General features: G+C 48.4%; 17 protein-coding genes. All 17 read left to right on the top strand.

Going from position 1 to position 17,598, the window contains the following annotated elements:
• The first annotated feature begins 1 nt into the window (after position 1).
• The 17 genes from murD (at position 2) to ACZ5LF_RS07810 (ending at position 17,596) form a co-directional block, all read left to right on the top strand.
• Positions 2 to 1,336: a UDP-N-acetylmuramoyl-L-alanine--D-glutamate ligase gene (gene murD / locus ACZ5LF_RS07890; RefSeq protein WP_380571717.1), complete on the top strand. Its 1,335-nt coding sequence runs from the start codon at positions 2 to 4 to the stop codon at positions 1,334 to 1,336.
• Between the two features lie 17 nt (positions 1,337 to 1,353).
• A complete protein-coding gene (locus ACZ5LF_RS07885) occupies positions 1,354 to 2,511 on the top strand; it encodes a cell division protein FtsQ/DivIB (protein WP_380571715.1) in 1,158 nt (385 codons plus the stop codon).
• Positions 2,512 to 2,620: 109 nt separating this feature from the next.
• Positions 2,621 to 4,051: a cell division protein FtsA gene (ftsA, locus tag ACZ5LF_RS07880; protein ID WP_380571713.1), complete on the top strand. Its 1,431-nt coding sequence runs from the start codon at positions 2,621 to 2,623 to the stop codon at positions 4,049 to 4,051.
• A gap of 36 nt (positions 4,052 to 4,087) precedes the next feature.
• Complete coding sequence (gene ftsZ / locus ACZ5LF_RS07875) at positions 4,088 to 5,215, top strand: cell division protein FtsZ (protein ID WP_380571711.1); 1,128 nt, start codon at positions 4,088 to 4,090, stop codon at positions 5,213 to 5,215.
• 55 nt (positions 5,216 to 5,270) lie between these two features.
• On the top strand, positions 5,271 to 6,062 hold the full coding sequence (locus ACZ5LF_RS07870; RefSeq protein ID WP_380571709.1) for a purine nucleoside phosphorylase YfiH/LACC1 family protein: 792 nt from the start codon (positions 5,271 to 5,273) through the stop codon (positions 6,060 to 6,062).
• Entirely contained in the window at positions 6,043 to 6,684 is a 642-nt protein-coding gene (locus tag ACZ5LF_RS07865; RefSeq protein WP_380571706.1) for a YggS family pyridoxal phosphate-dependent enzyme, read from the top strand. Before ACZ5LF_RS07870 ends, ACZ5LF_RS07865 begins: the two co-directional genes overlap by 20 nt.
• A gap of 5 nt (positions 6,685 to 6,689) precedes the next feature.
• Positions 6,690 to 7,253 (top strand): cell division protein SepF, encoded by a 564-nt coding sequence (locus ACZ5LF_RS07860; protein WP_380571704.1) that lies wholly within the window; start codon positions 6,690 to 6,692, stop codon positions 7,251 to 7,253.
• An 11-nt stretch (positions 7,254 to 7,264) separates the two neighbouring features.
• The gene (locus tag ACZ5LF_RS07855) at positions 7,265 to 7,570 is read left to right on the top strand and encodes a YggT family protein (protein ID WP_380571701.1); all 306 of its coding nucleotides are present in this window, start codon (positions 7,265 to 7,267) and stop codon (positions 7,568 to 7,570) included.
• Positions 7,571 to 7,672: 102 nt separating this feature from the next.
• A complete protein-coding gene (locus ACZ5LF_RS07850) occupies positions 7,673 to 8,452 on the top strand; it encodes a YlmH family RNA-binding protein (protein ID WP_380571699.1) in 780 nt (259 codons plus the stop codon).
• Positions 8,453 to 8,478: 26 nt separating this feature from the next.
• A complete protein-coding gene (locus tag ACZ5LF_RS07845) occupies positions 8,479 to 8,994 on the top strand; it encodes a DivIVA domain-containing protein (RefSeq protein WP_380571697.1) in 516 nt (171 codons plus the stop codon).
• Between the two features lie 268 nt (positions 8,995 to 9,262).
• Positions 9,263 to 12,001: an isoleucine--tRNA ligase gene (gene ileS / locus ACZ5LF_RS07840; RefSeq protein WP_380571695.1), complete on the top strand. Its 2,739-nt coding sequence runs from the start codon at positions 9,263 to 9,265 to the stop codon at positions 11,999 to 12,001.
• Between the two features lie 9 nt (positions 12,002 to 12,010).
• Positions 12,011 to 12,496 carry a signal peptidase II gene (gene lspA / locus ACZ5LF_RS07835; protein WP_380571693.1) on the top strand — a complete coding sequence of 162 codons (486 nt, stop codon included), beginning with the start codon at positions 12,011 to 12,013 and terminating at the stop codon, positions 12,494 to 12,496.
• A complete protein-coding gene (locus tag ACZ5LF_RS07830; protein WP_380571691.1) occupies positions 12,483 to 13,391 on the top strand; it encodes an RluA family pseudouridine synthase in 909 nt (302 codons plus the stop codon). The genes lspA and ACZ5LF_RS07830 overlap by 14 nt, the downstream gene beginning before the upstream one ends.
• Positions 13,392 to 13,590: 199 nt before the next feature.
• Positions 13,591 to 14,112, top strand: coding sequence for a bifunctional pyr operon transcriptional regulator/uracil phosphoribosyltransferase PyrR (gene pyrR / locus ACZ5LF_RS07825; RefSeq protein WP_380571689.1), 522 nt, complete (start codon positions 13,591 to 13,593; stop codon positions 14,110 to 14,112).
• 16 nt (positions 14,113 to 14,128) lie between these two features.
• Positions 14,129 to 15,481, top strand: coding sequence for a uracil-xanthine permease family protein (locus tag ACZ5LF_RS07820; RefSeq protein WP_380571687.1), 1,353 nt, complete (start codon positions 14,129 to 14,131; stop codon positions 15,479 to 15,481).
• Positions 15,444 to 16,325 (top strand): aspartate carbamoyltransferase catalytic subunit, encoded by an 882-nt coding sequence (locus ACZ5LF_RS07815; RefSeq protein ID WP_380572127.1) that lies wholly within the window; start codon positions 15,444 to 15,446, stop codon positions 16,323 to 16,325. Before ACZ5LF_RS07820 ends, ACZ5LF_RS07815 begins: the two co-directional genes overlap by 38 nt.
• Positions 16,325 to 17,596 (top strand): dihydroorotase, encoded by a 1,272-nt coding sequence (locus ACZ5LF_RS07810; RefSeq protein ID WP_380571685.1) that lies wholly within the window; start codon positions 16,325 to 16,327, stop codon positions 17,594 to 17,596. The genes ACZ5LF_RS07815 and ACZ5LF_RS07810 overlap by 1 nt, the downstream gene beginning before the upstream one ends.
• Positions 17,597 to 17,598: the final 2 nt, after the last annotated feature.

Genomic DNA, 17,598 nt, shown 5'->3' with positions numbered 1-17,598 from the left:
ATTGGAGAAGTTGGACTATCAGAATAGGAAAGTACTTGTGCTTGGTTATGGCAGAAGCGGCAGAAGTGCCATCTCTGCATTGCTCGCATTAGGCGCGAATGTGACGCTTACTACAAATGAAGTGATTTCTGATGAGGGGATCCGCCAGCAGTTGAAGGGCTGGGGAGTCGAGATAGTCGATGGCCATCATCCTGTGAGTCTGCTGAACGATATTGAACTGATTGTGAAGAATCCAGGCATTCCTTATACCATCGATTTTTTAAAAGAAGCGCTGGCAAGAGATGTGCCGATAGTGACCGATGTGGAGCTTGCGTATCATATTTCGCCAGTGCCGATCATCGGCATCACAGGCACCAACGGCAAAACCACCGTGACGCACCTGATTGGGGAAATGTTGGAACGTTCCGGTTTCGAACCCATATTGTGCGGCAACATAGGCTACCCGGCTTCCCAGGCTGCAAGAGAAGCTGTGCCCGGCAATATATTGGTTATGGAACTTTCATCCTTCCAGCTGATGGGTGTGAGGGACTTCCGTCCGGATACCGCGGTATTCACAAATATCTATGAAGCGCATCTTGACTATCACGGGTCGAAGGAAAACTATGTGAAAGCGAAGTTGAATCTGCTCAGGAATATGGGACAGGAAGAAAAAGTCGTCTTCAACGGCCGTCAACGGAATATGGTTGAAGATATGACGTGGCTCTCGATCGAATACTTTTCGACCGATGGTGACGCAGAAGCCATGATCAAAGATAATATGATCACCTACCAGAAGCGTTCACTGATAGGCGTTGATGAAGTGCTGCTGGAAGGCGAACACAACCATGAGAATATATTGGCGGCACTACTGGCCGCTAAAAACCATGGCGCTTCTGACACAGCAGTCATCGAAACCCTGAAGCACTTCGGGAGTATACCTCACCGTATGGAGTATTTGGGGCTTAACCAAGGTGTAGGCTATTATAATGATTCCAAGGCGACAAATAATCTGGCGACTTCCTTTGCACTGAAAAGTTTCCGTTCGCCCGTCATCTGGATTGCTGGCGGACTTGACCGCGGGCAGTCTCTTGAATCACTCGTGCCAGATCTTGAGCATGTGCGCCTGATCATCGCATTTGGGGAGATGAAAGAAAAATTCGTTTCATTGGCGGATGAACTCGGCATTGACTCGATTGTGGCGGAAAACCCGCATGATGGTGTCATAAGGGCAACAGCTCATGCACATCCGGGGGATGTTGTGCTTTTCTCTCCAGCATGTGCCAGCTGGGACCAGTACAAAGATTTCGAAGCCCGCGGTGATCATTTCAAAGAAGGGTTTACAGCACTCGACAACTGATAGAGAGGGGGAACTCCATGGACAATCATAATGATATAGATGAGCTGAAGCGGAAGTTGAAGCATAGAGAGCGCGAGCGGGATTCACGCGACTCAGAAGAACGGCTACAGCAGGATCCCCCCCCGCCAGTGGAAGCATCAAAAAAGAGTGCGGACAAAAATGTAGAGGCCATTGGCAACGGAAAGAGGAAAGTAGCATCTCGAAGCAAAGCAAGCAGAAAAGCAGCTCTTCCAGATGACGAAGTAGAAACCTTTCATCATGGCAAAACGATCTCCTTTAGGATGGATGAAAAGTCTACAAAAAATGATGGGTCCGAAAAAGGGAAGGGCGTACCGAAAAGAAAGAAAGTAAAGCTAAAAATGCCGGTACTCACCCGTGCCCATCTCTTCCTGGGTGTCATCATCACACTGCTCCTTGCGGCTGGTGGACTGATCTATTATGCAGCAAGCAGTGTAAGTGATGTAAAAGAGATTGCCTTAGAAGGCAATGAAATGATCAGCGATCAGGAAGTGATGGAGCGGCTCCAATTTGAAGAGGGCGACAAGATGTTCAGCGCCAACCTTTCCCGGGCTGAGGAAAACATTGCGATGCTTCCGGCAATTGACGAAGTGACGATTGAGAGGCAGTGGCTGAATACAATAAATGTTTCCATCTCAGAGCGCCAGTCAGTGGCCTATGTAGCATCAGGCGATGTGTTCTACCCTGTCCTCGAGAATGCCCAAGTGTTGAGGGGCCACCCGGCCATGCCTGAAACAGCCCCTATCCTCCATTTTTTTGAAGGTCAGGAATTCGATGCGCTAATCGATAATCTGAACAAGATGGAAAGGGATGTTCTTGAGGGGATTTCGGAAATCTATTACCGCCCCTCAGAAAATACCGACACCCGCATCCATATCTTCATGAACAATGGCCAGGAAATCGTCGCTGATTATCGTACAATCGATGAGAAGATGGATTACTACTTGAGCATGCAGGAAGAAATCGGGGAGCCTGGTGGGGGCATAATCGATATCGAAATCGGCAGCAGTTTCCTCCCTTATGGCAGCGAAGAGGCAGATGATGTGAAAAAAGGAATCTATGAGAACCCGGTGAAGCCTCGGTACATCGAAGATATCGAGGAGACTCTAGGTGACTTGAAGTCGCAACTGACGTCAATCGGCGAAGAAAATGAATGATTGCCGATCCGCATTTATACTGGACTATTATGTTTAAATAGTTCACAATGTAAAAAGTATACTGTAAACTATATAAGAGAGTGAAATGGCTTACTAGGAGGCAGAAGAGTTGAAGGAACATTATTATGTCGCCCTGGATATCGGCTCAAACAGCGTCAAAGCCGTAGTCGGCGAGAAATTCCATGACGGTGTCAACATCATCGGTACTGGACAGACGTATACTGATGGCGTATCCAAAGGGACGATAAGAGATTTTGACCTGACGAGAAGTGCAATTATAGATACTGTGAAAAAAGCAAAGATTTCATCTGGCGTCGATTTTGATGAGGTCTTTTTGAAAATGCCGATTGCGGGCATGGAATTGAAGTTTGCAGAGGAAGAAATCCGTTTTGGAGGCAATTCAACCGAAATAAACGGAACCCATATCGAAGATATGCTTGAAACAATCCGGGAACGGGTTGTGCAAAGTGATAAGGAAGTAGTGACCGTCTACCCGGTGTACTTCAAAGTGGACGACCTCCACGAAGTCTCCGATCCGAAAGAGATGATGGCTACCCAGTCACTCTTTGTCAGTGCGGGGATACTGCTTTCCAGCCGGACTGTTTTAATGAACGCGGTGAAGTGCGTGGAAGAAGCTGGATTGACTGTACTTGATGTCTATTCCGATGCTGTGAACTATGCGCATGTACTAAGCGAGTCAGAGGTCGAGCTCGGGGGCGTGGTCATCGATATCGGTCATGAACTGACGCAGTTTGGGTATTATGAGCGTGGTACGCTGAAAACCTCAGGCAGCCTTCCAGTAGGCGGCAAGCATATAACGAAGGATTTGTCTGAAGCATTCAATACTACCCTGGAGGCTGCAGAAAAAGCGAAACATCACTACGGGCATGCCTTCTATGATCTGGCCTCGGCTGAGGACATCGTGCGTCTGCCTCAGCGCGATGGCGAAGCTGATATCGAGATTACGCCTCAAGATATGTCAGACATCATAGAGATGAGGATGGAAGAAGTCTTCATGGATGTTTTTGGGGTCCTCCAGGAAAATCAGATCACCAAAGTAAGTGGTGGCTTTGTCGTTACAGGGGGCACAGCAAACCTTCTTGGCATCAAAGAACTGATGCAGGACCTCGTATCAGAAAAAGTCCGAGTTCATATACCGAATCAAATGGGTGCCAGGAAACCGGAGTTTTCGAGCGCCATCGCTACAGTTTCAAGCGGAATAATGTTTGATGAACTCCTTGAATATGTTACAATTGATAATTATGATACAGAGTCGGATACTGTCCGGCATGCCGCTGATGAGGAGTCATCAGGAAACTTCTTCACTGGACTCTTCAACAAGCGCAGAGAGCAGGAATCGCACGACGCGGACAGCGGATCTGTGGGTCAACCAAAAAACACTTCCGAAGGATACGCCGATTATTCATATGAGGATAGATCGGAAGACCTGGACAACCGGGATAGTGGAGACAAACGTCAGGGTGAAGACAAAAACTATCGTGGCTATATGAAAAAACTCTTTAAAAATCTGTTCGAGTAGAATCAGTAAGATGAATGACTGGGAGGAAATAAAATAATGTTAGAATTTGAGCAAGGCTTCAACCATATGGCAACACTTAAAGTGATCGGTGTCGGTGGCGGCGGTAACAACGCAGTCAACCGCATGATAGACGACGGTATGCAGAATGTTGAATTCATCGCCATCAATACAGATGGTCAGGCACTCAATCTGTCGAAGGCAGAATCGAAAATCCAGATTGGTGAAAAATTGACACGTGGACTGGGTGCAGGCGCTAATCCTGATATCGGGAAGAAAGCAGCTGAAGAATCCAGGGAACAGATCGAAGACGCGATACAAGGCGCTGATATGGTCTTTGTAACGGCAGGCATGGGCGGCGGCACGGGCACAGGTGCTGCCCCAGTTGTCGCTAAAATAGCAAAGGAGATGGGGGCGCTGACAGTCGGCGTCGTCACGCGTCCTTTCTCTTTCGAAGGCAGGAAGCGTCAAACTCAGGCATCAGCTGGAGTTGATGCCATGAAGGCGGCTGTCGATACGCTGATAGTCATCCCGAATGACCGCCTACTTGATATCGTCGATAAATCCACTCCTATGATGGAAGCATTCAAGGAAGCGGACAATGTGCTCCGTCAAGGTGTTCAGGGTATTTCCGACCTGATCGCGGTTTCAGGGGAAGTGAACCTGGACTTCGCGGACGTTAAGACGATCATGTACAACCAAGGTTCAGCATTGATGGGTATTGGTGTTTCAAGCGGTGAGAACCGTGCAATAGAAGCGTCGAAGAAAGCAATTTCCAGCCCATTATTGGAAACTTCCATTGTCGGAGCGCAAGGTGTGCTCATGAATATCACAGGTGGAGAATCCCTTTCCCTGTTTGAAGCCCAAGAAGCGGCGGACGTTGTACAGGACGCTGCAGATGAAGACGTCAATATGATCTTCGGTACGGTGATCAACCCAGAACTTGAAGATGAAATCATCGTAACTGTCATCGCTACAGGCTTTAACGAGAAATCTGTCAACCGTTCTCCTGAGAGGGAAGAGAAGAAGGATCCAATCATCCAACCGAACCCTTCCAGAAACGAAGAGCCTAGAGAGCGTGACTTCCAGTCTAGAGACAACACGCCGCAGGATGATGATTACGAAGTGCCTACGTTCTTAAGGAACCGTTCGAGACGCAGACGATAGAAAAGTTTTCAAGTCAGAAAGGTGTCCCTTTCTGACTTGTTTTGTGAGGTGGACCATGAAGTTCAATAACTATCGCCATCATGTTGGCAATAGTCTTGGCAATGTCACTTTCGGCTATACGAAGCGCACCGGCGGCACCAGCCCCTATCCATCAGGAGCGTTCAATATGGCTCTATACATCGATGATGATATTAAAAACATTCATCATCACCAGGATGTGCTGGCCAGCCATATCGGCTTTCCCCCGGAAAATTGGGTCGCTCCAATCCAACAGCATGGCGGTACCGTCAAAGAAGTCCATGCTGAAGATGGGGGATCCAATATTCGTAGACGCACAGATAAGCTTACAGGAGTAGACGCTCTATATACATATGATGCGGATACCCTGCTGGCCATGAATTACGCAGACTGTGTGCCTGTCTATGCCTTCAGTGAGACGGATGGTTTCATCGGGCTGGCCCATGCAGGCTGGCGGGGAACTGCATCAGAAATAACGAGAAAGCTGATTGGATCGTATCGTGGTGATCCGACAGACTTGAATATTGTTATAGGCGTGGCAATCAATGGAAGTTGCTATGAAGTGGATGAAACTGTCATCGATGCACTGGGGAGGACAAGTGTGCCTGATGGTGCCATCACCCGGACAGCGGAAGGCTTTAAGCTCGATCTGAAAAAGGTGAATGGACATCAGGCCCGGCTTGCTGGTGTACCGAATGAAAAGATTCATCTTACACCTCTCGGCACTGAAGATACCAGCACCTTCTTTTCATATAGGATTGAACAAGGCAATACGGGACGTGCCCTTGCCTTTATTGGGAGGAAGAACAATGATCAAAAAGAATTATGAAGATATTAAAAACGAAATCGGTGAAGCCGTCAACTTGATTGCAGTGACGAAATACCACACTGTGGATGAGGCGATGGAAGCTTATGAAGCTGGCATCCGTCACTTTGGTGAAAACCGTGTGGAAGGTTTCCTGGAAAAGCGCCAGGCACTTCCGGAGGATGCTGAAATACATTTCATAGGTACACTCCAATCCCGTAAGGTCAAGGAAGTCATTACGCATCTCAACTACCTCCATTCTTTGGATAGGGAAAGCATCGCGAAAAAAATTGAACAATACAGCGCTCATGCTGTAAAATGCTTCTTACAGGTGAATGTATCCGGAGAATCATCCAAACATGGATTGGCACCGGAAGATGTCCCCGATTTCCTGGAAAGAATGAAATCCTATGAAAAGGTGGAAGTCATCGGTCTGATGACCATGGCCCCGGACACGGACGATGCGACCCAGATAGAAGGTGTATTCCAGCGCCTGGCGGAGTTGCGTGATTCTCTTGCTGAAGTCAATGGGGATAACGTCCAGATCGACGAACTCAGCATGGGGATGAGCAACGATTACACCCTTGCAGTAAAGCACGGGGCGACTTATGTACGCATTGGCAGCAAACTAATGGGAAGCAGGTGAATGCCATGGCCATAAAAAAGTTTTTCAAGGACATCTTCATTGTGGAGTATGATGAAGAGGAGTCCGTGGAAGAAAGCAACAAGCCAAAACAGCAGAACAGCAAAGTGACGCAACTTGACCATTCAAAAAAGAAAAAAGTCAATGAAGGGTCTGTCGAACCTCGACAGATGGAGCAAGGCAGTGCCTCGGTCTCTCCATCATTCAGGAAGAAAGACCGCCGGTCCGGAGAACCAAGACACCAGAAGAAGCAATCCAATACAAGGGACAAGGAGACTACTTTGATGAGTGCTGAAGCAAGCAATACAAAAGTATGCCTATTTGAACCGAGAGTGTTCTCGGAAACGCAGGATATTGCAGATGAGCTTAAGAATGAACGGGCGGCTCTCGTCAACCTCTCCAAAGTCGATCACAGCCAGAAAAAGCGCATCGTTGACTTCCTGAGCGGCACGGTCTATGCTTTGGACGGAGATATCCAAAAGGTCGGCGCTGATATTTTCCTATGTACGCCAAATAGTGTCGGTGTTAAAGGGGAAATCAGCCAGGAAAAGAATCAGACTGAAGAAATGTAAGGAGAATGAGTTTGGATAACCAACTGTTAATAGATATAGTATTTTTCGTTCAAAGATTCATAAACACCATCTTTCCTATATTTTTCTGGGGGTTGATCATCTATATTCTGAGCTCTTGGCTGCCGGGCCTCCGGGAGTCTGCTTTCGGAAGAATCCTTGGAAAAATATATGAGCCGATACTTGAGCCGTTCAGAAGGCTCATCCCACCAATCGGGGGAGTGTTGGACTTGTCGCCGATTATTGCAATTTTGACCATGAATCTTTTCCTGAGCGGCCTGAATGCGATATTCAGGGTTATCGTACAGGCATTGGTCTGAAGAACCTGAATTACTAATGATGCCAGACGCCCTTATGATCTAATCGTTTCCCGATGATTATCATGAGGGCGTTTCCGATATTTCTACAGGAGGGGCTCTGGATTGAAGGAAGTCTACCAGCATTTCAGAAAAGAAGAATATGAAAAAATAACGTATTTCAATGGCAAGTTCGAGATTGCTGCGAGGGATTATTATCCGGTACTCCTCGATTTTTTAGATCCGAGGGAGCGGTTGATTGTCGAGAGTCTGTCTGGGCGTCACCCCGATCTGTACGTAGAGTTTTATGGTGGACCAGGTGAACGCGAGCGTCAAAGGGCGATGATTATTCCGGAATTTCTGGAAGTCACGCCTGAAGAATTTGAAATTGGCATCTTTGAAGTCGATTATCCCCAAAAATTCGTCAATCTTACACACCGCAACATCCTCGGCGCCATTATGAAAGTTGGAGTCGACCGTTCACTGATTGGTGATATAGTCGTTTCAGACCGCATTCAATTCGCTTATGCAGCACCGTATCGTCAAGTCTTCGAACAGGGGCTTGAGAGGATCAAAAATGCACCAGTCACACTTAACGATGTGCCGCACGCCGCGTTCATGGAAGCAGTTGATGAAGGAAAAGATAAACATATGCTCGTCTCATCCTTCAGATTGGACGCAATCATTTCAGAAGCCGTCGGTGAAGGGCGCTCAAAATCCAAGGAACGCGTGGAAAAAGGCAAGGTGAAGGTGAACCACACCCTGACTTCCAGTCCGGCGTTCCTGGTCGAATCCGGTGACATCATTTCTGTCCGGCATTTCGGTCGTTTTAAGATTACATCAATAATTGCTGAAACAAAAAAAGGTAAATATCGTCTTATGGCCCGGATATATAGGGACGGGTAGGGTATTAGTCAATTGAGGTGAAGAAAATGGATAGAGAAGAAGCTCTGAATCGTAAATTTCCAACAGTTTACCGTGGTTTGGATGAAAGAGAAGTAAGAGAGCATCTACAGGCAATGCAGTCTGAAATCGACAGTCGCGATGAGAAGATCAAGCAGCTAGAAGGCATGCTCGATGAAAAGGAAGAGAATCTGAACAGTTTCAGGACCGTCGAAACAAGCATCAACGAAGCCATCTTGACGGCGCAGCGGGCAGGGGATGAAGCGAAGCGCACTGCACAGGCGCGTTCAGAAGAAATCGTCCGAGCTGCGGAAGCTGAACGCGAACGCATCATTGATGATGCGCTTGCCAGAGCCCGGCATATCGCCAGCCAGACAGAAGATATGAAGAGGCAATCCAAAATTTTTCGTGCACGGTTCAAGATGCTCGTGGAGGCACAGCTCGACCTGCTGCAATCGGATGACTGGGATTACCTGCTCGATTTTGAGAAAAATCAGGAACACCGTGTCGATGATCTGGAGGATGCAGAACGCAACCAGGAATAATGATGTGTTGACGTATTGAAGGATATTTAGCATAATAATAGTATTGTTAGACAGGGAAGCATGCATTATGGATACAGCGACCGGGGGATGGTGGGAGCCCCGGCACATAAGATGCTTCTGAAATCACTAATGATGTATTTTAATGACTGTGACGAGTGGACTCTGGACCAGAGTCAATCAGGGTGGTACCGCGGAGAATTTCGCCCCTATTGACATTGGCCCAGAGTTTTTTTAAATCATCTACCAAATAGAAAAAGGAGTTTGGAAAATGGACTACAAAGATACACTGCTCATGCCGAAGACCAAGTTCAAAATGCGTGGCGGCCTTGTAAACAAAGAGCCGGAAATGCAGAAGAAATGGGAAGAACAAAATCTTTATGAGAAGAAATTGAAACTCAATGAAGGAAACACCCCTTATGTGCTCCATGATGGCCCGCCTTACGCCAATGGTGCTCTGCACATGGGACATGCCTTGAATAAGATCATCAAGGATATCATCATCCGCAATAAGCAGATGCGCGGTTACTACGCACCATATGTACCCGGTTGGGACACGCATGGACTGCCGATAGAACAGGCACTCACCAATAAAGGTGTCGATCGTAAAAGCATGTCGATCGAAGAATTCAGAAACAAATGCATCGAGTTTGCCGACACGCAGATCGATCAGCAGCGTGAAGGCTTCAAACGCATGGGGATCGATGGCGAGTGGGACAACCCCTATGTCACCTATAAACCTGAATTTGAAGCCGCACAGATCCGTGTGTTGAAGGATATGGTCGAGAAGGGTCTTATCTATAAGGGGAAAAAACCAATCTACTGGTCCCCGGTCAGTGAGTCTTCATTGGCAGAAGCGGAGCTTGAATATAAGGATAAGCGCTCTCCTTCAATCTATGTTGGCTTTAATGTGGCTGATGGCAAAGGCATACTTGATGAGGGCGTCCAGATGGTCATCTGGACAACGACGCCATGGACGATTCCATCCAATTCAGGCATTGCAGTACATCCCGAGTTGAACTATGTCCAAATCAATTATGAAGGTCAGGAATATGTGGTGGCTGAAGCGCTGCTCGATCATTTCTGTGAGGAAGTTGAATTCGATAAGGATAAAGTGACGCGTACAAAAGAAATCAAAGGTTCCGAGCTGGAATACGTCACAACCAAACACCCACTATATGACCGCACAAGCCTTGTCGTGCTGGGTGAACATGTCACAACAGAAGCAGGTACAGGATGTGTCCATACGGCCCCTGGACATGGTGATGATGACTTCATCATCGGCCAAAAATATGAACTCGATGTGATCAGTCCTGTAGACGATAAAGGTGTCTTCACGGATGAAGCGGGCAAGTATTCAGGACTTTTCTATGATGACGCCAATAAAGTGATCACGGAGGACCTTGAAGCAGCAGGTGCCCTGGTTAAGCTCGGCTTCTATACGCACTCTTATCCGCATGACTGGCGTACTAAAACACCGGTTATATTCCGGGCGACCCCGCAGTGGTTCGCATCAATCAAAAATGTCCGTGAAGATATCCTCCAGGCGGTCATGGACACTGAATTCCAAGTGGAATGGAACCAAAAACGCATGTACAACATGATTAAAAACCGTGGTGACTGGGTGATTTCCCGCCAGCGTGTGTGGGGTGTACCATTGCCGTTCTTCTATGCGGAAGATGGACAGGAAATAGTTGATGCAACAGCCATCGAGCATGTTGCCTCGTTGTTTGAAGTGCATGGATCGAACATCTGGTTCGAGTGGGATGCAAAAGACCTCCTGCCTGAAGGCTTCACACATGAAGGTTCGCCAAATGGTGAATTCACAAAAGAAAAGGATATAATGGATGTCTGGTTCGATTCTGGCTCCACCCATCGCGGTGTGCTGACAGTACGTGATAACTTGACATACCCGGCGGACCTTTATTTCGAAGGGTCCGACCAATACCGTGGCTGGTTCAACTCCTCAATCATCACCAGTGTGGCAACTAAAGGCATCGCGCCCTACAAAGAACTCCTAAGCCATGGGTTCGTCATGGATGGCCAAGGCAAGAAGATGTCCAAATCCCTCGGCAACGTCATCCTGCCAGAGAAGATCATGAAACAAATGGGGGCAGACATCATCAGGCTGTGGGTCATGTCTTCTGATTTTGAGGAAGATGTCAGAATTTCAGATGACATCCTGAAGCAGGTGTCCGAAGTCTACCGGAAAATAAGGAATACTTTCCGCTTCCTGCTAGGCAACGTATCTGACTTCAATCCTTCAACGGATGCAATCGCCTATGATGAATTGAAGGAAGTCGATCAGTTCATGTTGCAGCGCTTCAACGAAATGGTGAACCTGATGCGAGACTGTTATGACCGTTATGATTATGTCACCATGTACCAGTCCCTCCAGAACTTCATCAATGTCGACTTGTCGAACTTCTATCTCGACTACGGTAAGGACATCCTCTATATAGAGAAACAGGATGCCCATATACGCCGCAGCATGCAGACAGTACTGTATGCCATATTGACTGGATTGAACCGTCTGCTTGCACCTGTTCTGGTACACACGGCTGAAGAGATCTACCAGCATACTCCATATACCGAAATGGAAAGTGTTCACCTCGAGTACCTGCCTGAGGCGAAAGAAGTCGATACGGCACTCACTGCAAAATGGAAGCATTTCATGGATGTCAGGGATGATGTGCTGAAGGCACTTGAAGAAGCCCGTAATGACAAGGTCATCGGCAAGTCACTTGAAGCGAAAGTATATGTCACCCAGCCGAACGGTATGAATTATTCTGACATCAATGGCCGTCTCGAACAGCTCTTCATCGTCTCTCAAGTGGAAGTTGTAGAGTCACTTGAAGATGGTAAACAGTATGATAATATCAAAGTCAAAGTCGTACATGCTGAAGGCACACGTTGTGAGCGCTGCTGGAACTATTCTACAGCGCCATCCATCGATGGTGGCGAAGACGACATCTGTCCACGTTGCCGCAAAGTGGTGGATCAGCTCTAGGGGGCCGTTATGAAATCATATAGAATCATTCCAATGAGCTTGATTGGCCTAGCTGTACTGGCAATCGATCAGCTGACGAAATATCTTGTCGTGACTGGTATGCAGGAAGGGGAATCCATTCCAGTCCTCGGCAAGTACTTCATGTTGACTTCTCACCGCAACAGCGGAGCAGCATGGGGCATGTTCCAGGGCCAGATGCTGTTCTTCTACTTGGTGACGCTGCTGGTTCTGGGCATACTGGTCTACGTTTATGTCAAGGAAGCGAAAGGGAACACCCTGCTGCAGCTTGCGCTCACTTTGCTGCTGGCCGGCGCCCTCGGAAACTTCATCGATCGTATATTATTCCAGGAAGTAGTGGACTTCATCGATGTGCTGATCGTGTTCTATGATTTCCCGATATTCAACATTGCTGATAGTGCACTCACAATTGGTGTAATATTGATGATCTTGGAATTCTTTATAATAGGAAAAGGTGACACGGATGCAGGAAATTAAAGCAAATGAAATGGATAGTGGCCAAAGGATCGACAGGCTGCTGTCAGAAAAACTGGACGACACTTCACGCAGTGATATGCAGGGCAGGATCCGGGATGGACTTGTTGAAGTAAACGGTGAGGCCGTCAAGCCGAACTATAAGGTCAAGACCGATGATGTCATCATAGTCCACCCCCGCGAGCTTGTGGAGGCGGATATCTCCCCACAGAACTTGAACCTCGAAATCCTCTATGAGGATGATGATGTAGCCGTTGTGAATAAGCCAAAGGGCATGGTGGTCCATCCTGCTGCCGGACACCATTCGGAAACGCTTGTCAATGGCCTGATGTTTCAGCTTGATGACCTCTCTGGTATAAATGGCGAGTTGAGGCCCGGCATCGTGCATCGCATCGATAAGGATACGAGCGGGTTGCTGATGGTCGCAAAGAATGATGTGGCCCATCGCGCACTGGTCGATCAGCTCGTCGATAAAAGCGTCACCAGGAAGTATGTGGCACTTGTACACGGTACCATCCCACATGATAAGGGCACCATTGAAGCGCCGATCGGCAGAAATCCGAAGGAACGCCAGGAAATGGCGGTCATTGATTCTGGACGGGACGCCACAACGCATTTTAATGTGCTGGAAAGATATGAAGGGTATACGTTGATCGAATGCATCCTCGAGACGGGCCGGACCCACCAGATCCGTGTCCATATGAAATATATCGGCTATCCGCTCGTCGGTGATCCGAAATATGGCCCGAGGAAGACGTTGAATACAGACGGGCAGATGCTGCATGCAGGGACGCTCGGATTCATCCATCCAACAAGTGGGGAGTATATGGAATTCAACGATTCGTTGCCTGAACCATTCGAAGATGTATTGGAAACATTGACACCTTTATCAGATTAATGCTTGACTTCACTCTGTATTAAGGCTAGACTATTGAAGAAAAGTGAATATGAATGTCTTTAAAAGGAGTCCCGTGAGGCTTCAAAGACGTGATATAACCGGGTACACTTAGGGATAAGTGTATATTTATCAGGATACGTGTATACTCATGTCTTTGGACATGAGTATTTTTTATATATTTTTAAAGGAGAGGACTTAAATGGAAAAACGGACGATACTTGACGAATCGCAGATTACACGCTCGCTTACCCGCATGTCGCATGAAATACTCGAGCATAATAAAGGGACTAAAGGACTGGTGTTCCTTGGGGTCAAAACGCGCGGGGAGTATCTTGCGGAACGTCTTCAAAAGAAAATTACCGAGATAGACGGTGTGGAGATACCGACAGGGACGATCGATATAACAGGCTATCGTGATGACAGGAAGAAAGAACGCGCAGGCAGTGCCATAGACATCGGAGTGTCACTCGATGACAAGCATGTGGTCATCGTCGATGATGTGCTCTTTACGGGACGGACAATCCGCGCCGCGATGGATGCGATACTGAATGAAGTCAGGCCTTCAAAAATTTCCTTGGCTGTACTGATCGACCGGGGGCACCGGGAACTGCCGATACGGGCAGATTTTGTAGGCAAGAATATCCCGACTGCCAAAGAAGAGAAGATAGATGTCCATCTAGAGGAGCATGACGCAGTCAACGAAGTTCTATTAAGCAGATAACAGGAGGACGGCTGAAATGCAGACCAAAAAATCGCCAGAAGAAATCTACTCGAAAAGTGTCTCCCCGATATTGGATGTACAGGATAAGCCAAAGCCTGCCCAATGGCTGATGCTCAGTTCCCAGCATCTATTTGCAATGTTCGGTGCCACGGTGCTTGTGCCGTACTTGACGGGGCTGCCGGTATCCGCGGCTCTGATAGCAAGCGGCATCGGCACTTTGCTCTACATACTCATTACGAAAGGACAGATACCGGCATACCTCGGTTCAAGCTTCGCATTCATACTGCCCATTACAATTGCACTTGGGGCAAATAGTCTAGGTGAGGTACTGACAGCACTATTCTTCAGCGGAGTACTCTATATCATAATCGGCATTGCGATAAGAGGGTTCGGCATCGATTGGCTGATGAACCTGCTGCCTCCGGTAGTCGTCGGACCAGTCATCATGGTCATCGGGCTCGGGCTCGCACCGGTCGCGGTCGATATGGCGATGTATACGGATTCGGGCAATCGGGAAGGCTACAGCATGCTCTACATATTTGTAGCTGCGGTGACGCTCATCATCACCATCTGCGCTTCAATATTCCTGCGCGGGGTGCTCTCCCTGATCCCCATCCTGATTGGCATCATCGGTGGATACATTACAGCTGTACTGGTGGGCATCGTCGATTTCACCCAGATTGTGGAGACAGGCTGGTTCATGCTGCCTGACGTCCATCTTCCATTCGTTTCATACAATCCGACCTGGAACCTCGGGCTTATGGCCGTCATGCTGCCGATCGTGTTCGTCACAGTGAGCGAGCACATCGGCCACCAGATGGTCATCAATAAGATCGTCGGACGCAACTTCTTCAAAAAACCCGGGTTACACCGCTCACTGGTTGGAGACGGCATCTCGACGATGTTCTCAAGCCTGATTGGAGGACCGCCGACTACAACCTACGGGGAAAACATCGGAGTGCTTGCGATTACACGCGTATTCAGCGTGTGGGTCATCGGAGGAGCGGGTGTTCTTGCAGTCATACTCGGCTTCATAGGAAAGTTCACAGCCATTGTCCAGAGCATACCGACCCCCGTCATGGGCGGGGTATCGATCCTACTGTTCGGCATCATCGCCTCAAGCGGCTTGAGGATGCTTATTGATGAGCAGGTGAACTTGGATTCAAAACGCAATCTGGTCATATCTTCTGTAATCCTTGTTGTAGGAATCGGGAAAGCGCACCTTGATTTCACGATCGGCAATATACCTTTCAACCTTGAAGGGATGGCGCTTGCGGCTGTTGCAGGGATACTGTTGAATGCGATACTACCTAAGGAGGTGCCTGTTGATGATGGACAACCTGCTGTCGATGACACACCTGCAGACTGACGATATCATGCGGCTCATCAAACGCGCCCAGGCGATAAAGGGCGGAAATTTTGAACCATTTAAGGAAAAAAAGTATATCTCCAACCTGTTCTTTGAACCTTCCACACGGACCAAGGCCAGTTTCGAAATGGCAGAAAGCCGGCTCGGCATCCACTCAGTCCCCTTCAATGCGGACCACAGCTCGGTGCTTAAGGGGGAATCACTGTACGACACCTGCCGCACCATGGAGGCCATAGGATGTGATGCACTCGTCGTACGCCACGCCATGACCGCCTACTATGACGATCTGGATGGCCTGTCGATCCCAATCATCAATGGCGGCGATGGCAGCGGCTCACATCCGACCCAGTCGCTCCTCGACTTGATGACGATATATGATAGATTCGGTACTTTTGAAGGGCTGAAGGTGGTCATGGCTGGTGATATATCACACAGTAGAGTGGCCCGCAGCAACCAGCAGGCACTCGAGAAGCTTGGTGCTACGGTCGTTTTCAGTGGACCGGAAGCATGGCGCGACCCTGAGATGGATGGGGAGTACATGGATTTCGATGACGCGGTGGAATCATGTGACGTCATCATGCTGCTGCGTGTCCAGCACGAACGCCATGGCGATCAGACGGATTTTACGAAACGCAGCTACCATAACCAATACGGGCTGACCCTGAAGCGGTATCAAAAGATGAAGCAGGGGGCTATAATCATGCATCCTGCACCAGTCAACCGCGGCGTTGAAATAGATGGGCGTTTGATAGAAAGCCCACAATCAGTCATTTTCGAGCAGATGAATAATGGTGTATTCATGCGCATGAGTGTAATACAAGACATACTTAGGAGTGAAGGGTAATGACAGTACTTTTGAAGAATGGCACAGTGGTGACGGAAAATGGGGAGACTAGGATGGACATCCTTGTTGACGGGGGAGAGATAGTTGACATGGCCCCTCAGATCGAGCGGGGGGATGAGGTCATCGATTGTAGCGGCAAGCTCATCACGCCAGGTTTCGTCGATGTCCACGTTCACTTGAGGGAACCCGGAGGTGAGCATAAGGAGACGATTGAAACCGGCACAAGTGCTGCAGCACGCGGGGGATTCACTGCAGTATGCCCAATGCCGAACACACGCCCTGTACCAGACAACGAAAAGACGATGGCCGATATCAACAGGCGGATTGAAGAAAGCGCCAATGTAAAGGTGCTGCCTTATGCGTCCATTACGACACGGCAACTCGGCAAGAAACTGGTCGATTTTGACGCACTTAAAGCTGCCGGTGCATTTGCCTTCACAGATGATGGTGTTGGTGTCCAAAGTGCCGATATGATGCTTCGGGCAATGAAGGAGGCTGCCCGTACAGATATGGCTATAGTCGCCCACACTGAAGAGGATACACTGATCCACGGCGGAGCAGTCCATGAAGGCGGAGTCAGCCAAAGGTTGGGATTAAATGGGATTCCATCAGTGACCGAATCCGTACAAATTGCACGCGATGTGCTACTGGCGGAAGCGGCGGGCTGCCATTATCACGTCTGTCATGTAAGCACCAAAGAAAGTGTGCGGGTCATACGGGACGCCAAACGAGCAGGCATCCGGGTGACAGCGGAAGTGACGCCACATCATCTGGTGCTTGACGAAGGGGACATCAAGGAGGATGACCCGAACTTCAAGATGAACCCACCACTCAGAGCAGCGGAAGATCGTCATGCGCTAATTGAAGGCCTGAAGGATGGGACTATAGACTTCATTGCCACAGATCACGCTCCACACGCAGAGGAAGAGAAGTCCGTCGGCATGGAAACGGCACCTTTTGGCATCACCGGCAGTGAGAATGCATTCCAGCTCCTATATACAAAGCTTGTCAAGACAGGCGTGTTCACACTGCAGCAGCTGGTCGATTGGTTGACAGTCAAGCCAGCGGAAGTGTTTGGACTTGAGATGGGAGCGCTCAAAGTCGGCAGAGCCGCCGACATCACGATCATAGATCTCAATAAGACGTACGTCCTAGACAAGTCAAAATTTTTATCAAAAGCACGCAACACGCCATTCCACGGAATTGAACTGACTTCTGACATCTATATGACAATCGTCGATGGAATCATCACTTATAAGGGGGAAGCATGATG

The organism is Salinicoccus siamensis (assembly GCF_055391965.1).
Note: the sequence above shows the minus strand (reverse complement) of the source record. Positions and strands in the feature narration are given on the sequence as shown.

Bases quoted from the DNA above. Each gene is read 5' to 3' on its own strand.
- ACZ5LF_RS07885 (WP_380571715.1), top strand. From the start codon at position 1,354: ATGGACAATCATAATGATATAGATGAGCTGAAGCGGAAGTTGAAGCAT.
- ftsZ (WP_380571711.1), top strand. From the start codon at position 4,088: ATGTTAGAATTTGAGCAAGGCTTCAACCATATGGCAACACTTAAAGTG.
- ACZ5LF_RS07870 (WP_380571709.1), top strand. From the start codon at position 5,271: ATGAAGTTCAATAACTATCGCCATCATGTTGGCAATAGTCTTGGCAAT.
- ACZ5LF_RS07865 (WP_380571706.1), top strand. From the start codon at position 6,043: ATGATCAAAAAGAATTATGAAGATATTAAAAACGAAATCGGTGAAGCC.
- ACZ5LF_RS07860 (WP_380571704.1), top strand. From the start codon at position 6,690: ATGGCCATAAAAAAGTTTTTCAAGGACATCTTCATTGTGGAGTATGAT.
- ACZ5LF_RS07845 (WP_380571697.1), top strand. From the start codon at position 8,479: ATGGATAGAGAAGAAGCTCTGAATCGTAAATTTCCAACAGTTTACCGT.
- ileS (WP_380571695.1), top strand. From the start codon at position 9,263: ATGGACTACAAAGATACACTGCTCATGCCGAAGACCAAGTTCAAAATG.
- lspA (WP_380571693.1), top strand. From the start codon at position 12,011: ATGAAATCATATAGAATCATTCCAATGAGCTTGATTGGCCTAGCTGTA.
- ACZ5LF_RS07830 (WP_380571691.1), top strand. From the start codon at position 12,483: ATGCAGGAAATTAAAGCAAATGAAATGGATAGTGGCCAAAGGATCGAC.
- pyrR (WP_380571689.1), top strand. From the start codon at position 13,591: ATGGAAAAACGGACGATACTTGACGAATCGCAGATTACACGCTCGCTT.
- ACZ5LF_RS07820 (WP_380571687.1), top strand. From the start codon at position 14,129: ATGCAGACCAAAAAATCGCCAGAAGAAATCTACTCGAAAAGTGTCTCC.
- ACZ5LF_RS07815 (WP_380572127.1), top strand. From the start codon at position 15,444: ATGGACAACCTGCTGTCGATGACACACCTGCAGACTGACGATATCATG.
- ACZ5LF_RS07810 (WP_380571685.1), top strand. From the start codon at position 16,325: ATGACAGTACTTTTGAAGAATGGCACAGTGGTGACGGAAAATGGGGAG.